Genomic DNA, 3,933 nt, shown 5'->3' on the forward strand with positions numbered 1-3,933 from the left:
GTTTCCTGCTAATTGTTCATTGAAATCTGCGTTAGGGATTGCAGCGGCATCCTTTTTTAGAGGGCACAGCCCCTAAAAAAGATATAGCGGAAAGCGCGACCCGTTAGGGAAACGCCCAAATAAAAAATACCAAGAATAGCCCTAAAGTTTGTATTATCTTCTTTATTAATAAATTATAGCCGATCAAGTCTCCTTTAAGAAATCGAAATTATGAGAAATCCTCCTTTTCTTACGAACTAAAAGCTAGTTAACACATTGTCTTTTCGTACATAAAATTATACTCTTCCATTTAAATTAAGAATTTTCTTAACTACTAATACTCTATTTATTACATGTTTTATGGTAATACATCGAAAATATTATCACATCTCTAAATAATTATATACATTTTTAGTATCCTAACCATTTATAATTGAACAAGTTATTAGCACCTTGCCTTTTTATATATTGTGCCTTTTGCTTTTCCCAAAATATCAATTTCGATAAACTCGGCAAAGAAAAATGGCTCCGATATAATGGTGGGATTTCCTCTAATGTTGTGTATTACGATGGTTTGGCCAACCGACAAGATCTTACCTACTACCTTACGGGAAATTTGAATTTTAATATAGCCGGATTATACCAAATTCCACTTTCCTTTACCTATTCTAATCAAGATTTTAATTTTCCCAATCCATTTAATTACAATAGGCTAAGCCTACATCCTTCCTACAAATGGGCTACCGCCCATATCGGCGATGTCAGTATGTCGTTTTCGCCCTATTCTTTAAGCGGACATCAGTTCACCGGTGCTGGTTTTGAGATTGCTCCAGAAGGGAAGTTTAAGATTAGCGGAATGTACGGTCGTCTATTAAAGGCCACGGAATACAATGAGGACACACCCAATGCTCTAGCAGCCTACCAAAGAAAGGGAGTTGGATTAAAAACGACCTACGATTTTGATTTCCTAAGCCTTGGTGTTATTCTATTTAAGGCCAAGGATGATATTAATTCTTTAGAAAATCCATACCCCACGAGTCTTGGCCTCTCACCAAAAGACAATGCAGTGCTGTCTTTTGAGTCTACTTTTAAGGTGTTTGACAAAGCACAAATTCGTTTAGAATATGCCATTTCAGGTATGACCGAAGACAGTCGGCTTACAGATCAAGCGCCAAAAAAGGGAATCTTAGCTTTTCTCTTGGATGAAAACATTAGCACCAAGTATTACAACGCCATCAATGCCTCCTTTGATTATCCTGTCGGGAAAGGAAGTATGGGCGTAGGTTATGAACGTATTGATCCGGATTATAAAACCCTGGGAGCTTATTATTTTAACAATGATTTGGAAAATATTACCATAAATGCCAATCAGAATTTATTTAATGAAAAGCTAAACCTTGCGATAAATGCTGGATTGCAACAAGATAATCTGAACAATGAAAAATCATCTGACCAACAACGTATCGTCAGCGCTATAAATCTAAATTATAACGCTTCGGAACGCATAGGCATCAATGCTTCCTATTCTAATTTCCAATCCTATACCAACATAAAAGACCAATTTAATTATATCAACCAGATCAGTGATTTTGACAATTTAGACACCCTGAATTACAGACAAGTTTCTCAAACGGCAAATCTTGGAATTAATTACCTCTTTAAAAAAACAGCTCACAAACAACAAGGCGTAAATTTTAACCTGGTCTACCAGAATTCTGACAACCAACAAGAAGGAAACAGTATTCCGGGTGGAAAAAATGCCTTCTATAATGGAACCGCCTCATTCACCATGACGTATCCTGAAGAAGCACTGCAGATTTCTCTTGCAGCCAACACTTCTTACAATACCATAGGGGACACCGATAATAGCTTTACCGCGGGACCCACATTTACTATAGGAAAGCAGTTTTTTAATAAAAAATTGCGCACCAATCTTTCTAGTTCGTACAATAGATCTTATAGTAACGGAACAAATCAAAATCAGGTTTTTAACATTCGGCTAGGCGGTAATTACCTTTGGAAACAAAAACACCATTTTTCCTTAAATTTTTTAAGGCTGTCCAGGAAAACTTCTTTGGCCAGTTCTAGCGACCTAACTGCCACCTTAGGGTACCGATATACCTTTGACAATTTTAAAATTAACATCGCAATAGGCCAAGGCAACCAAAAACCGAACCCCAGTGAGAAATTGGTAAAATTCAGATATCGAAACGTCTCTTACACGGGAACAATCCCCGAAATCAATCGCCAATTAACCAACGTATTCCAGAGCCCACCTTTTGAAAATATACCTCTTTTTAAAAAAGACGAACTTTCCAAATTACTGGCGACTGCAAAATCACAAAAAAAAGTCCCCCTCTACACCCTACATGCATTAGCTTTTTTACATGCCCTATACGCCTATGTTGACTTTCAGAAAATTTATAATGAAGCTATTTACACTGTAATAGAAAAAATAAAAAGCGATATGCAGAAAGTAGATATGGCACTAGAAAATTTATTTGTAATTAAAAAATTAGAAGTTGATAAGCACCCCTTGCACCAGAAACAATTATCGGATTATAAGGAAGAAGATTTCACATTACGCCCCCAATACGATGCACTAGTTGTGGAAAGGGAGGAACGTTTAGAAAAATTAGTTGGCCATCGCTGGATGGAAAAAGAATTCGCTGCTTTTACTTCTGTGGAAGACATTAAACAAGCTGATGGTTTTTTAAAGGAATTTAAAGCCCAGCAAAGCACTAGTTGTTTTAAGGTGTACGACAAAATGCAGGATGTAGAAGCATTGGAGCAACATATAGAAATACAGCTCATAGATTTTTACTATAAAAAATCATTGAGCATAGTAAATCCAGATTCATTTGAATTGATATATATTAATAAAAAATAACTCCAAAAACATCACTCCCCCATATGGAATCCGGGTTTTTCGAGAACATGAACAGTTCGATATAGCTCATCGGATGCTACCGATACTGTACAAGAACATTTTATCATTCTAAACATACATCAAGAAAGTACTCCCAACCTTTTTTTCCCAACTAACTAAATCATAATTTTAGCAGAAAATGGATAAGGAAGATAAATAGAATAGGCAATGCTTATAAATCGGACAAAATCTTAATTAGCGCTTATATATTGTAATTGAACATATTAACCCATAAACATTATTTAGAAAATAACAACAATGAAAAACAATCCTTTTATAATATTGATTTTTCCATCATTCTTCACCTTGTTCACTAGCTGAAGAAATTCGAAAAAAGGAACGTTAACACCTACCCCCCAGCCACGGGAAATTGCTAAGTTAGCCACCTTGCCAAACGACATAAAAGTACCCAAAAACAATCCCAACTCCAAAAAGAAGGAAATATTAGGAATACAATTGTTTTACGAGCCCATCCTCTCAGGAGATAAGGATATATCGTATGCGAGTTGTCACCATCCTTCTAGAGGGTATGCCGAATTTTTGGACCTATCAATCGGTTCTAACAGTGGAGGTTTGGGGAGCAAAAGAGCTTTCAAAAAACAAAACACCATTCCCTTAATGAACCGAAATTCGCCTACCATTCTAAACACAGCATTTAATGGGATAGATGGAAAGGATGACGCTACAAAGAATGTACTAGCTGTATTGTGATTTTGGTATAGAATTTCCCTCAAGGTCGGAAGACTTTGCGGAGCGGGCGGTTGCTTCGCTGCGCTCGCACAGGGGCAAAAAAAAAGTCCCTTCATTTTCATGAAGGGACTCTTAAAAAAAGGCGGCGGCCTACTCTCCCACTTGGTGTAGCAGTACCATCGGCGCAGACGGGCTTAACTTCCCTGTTCGGAATGGTAAGGGGTGGGCCCCGTCGCCATGGCCACCTAAAATCTTTGGTGCGCTGTCCTATCGGACCCTGCTCACCGCGCCGTTTGGCGCAATATTGTTGACATAATAAAGGGACAGAATGCCAC

2 protein-coding genes and 1 rRNA gene are annotated in these 3,933 nt (G+C 37.6%); 2 read left to right on the top strand and 1 reads right to left on the bottom strand.

What is annotated here, in order from left to right:
* Positions 1-412 precede the first annotated feature (412 nt).
* The gene (locus BUA16_RS18005; protein WP_072766092.1) at positions 413-2,869 is read left to right on the top strand and encodes a TonB-dependent receptor; all 2,457 of its coding nucleotides are present in this window, start codon (positions 413-415) and stop codon (positions 2,867-2,869) included.
* Positions 2,870-3,295: 426 nt separating this feature from the next.
* Complete coding sequence (locus tag BUA16_RS18010) at positions 3,296-3,619, top strand: cytochrome-c peroxidase (RefSeq protein WP_072766093.1); 324 nt, start codon at positions 3,296-3,298, stop codon at positions 3,617-3,619.
* Between the two features lie 116 nt (positions 3,620-3,735).
* Here BUA16_RS18010 and rrf read toward each other — a convergent pair.
* A 5S ribosomal RNA gene (rrf, locus tag BUA16_RS18015) occupies positions 3,736-3,847 on the bottom strand.
* Positions 3,848-3,933 lie beyond the last annotated feature (86 nt).

Source organism: Arenibacter nanhaiticus, assembly GCF_900141935.1.
Lineage (GTDB): Bacteria > Bacteroidota > Bacteroidia > Flavobacteriales > Flavobacteriaceae > Arenibacter > Arenibacter nanhaiticus.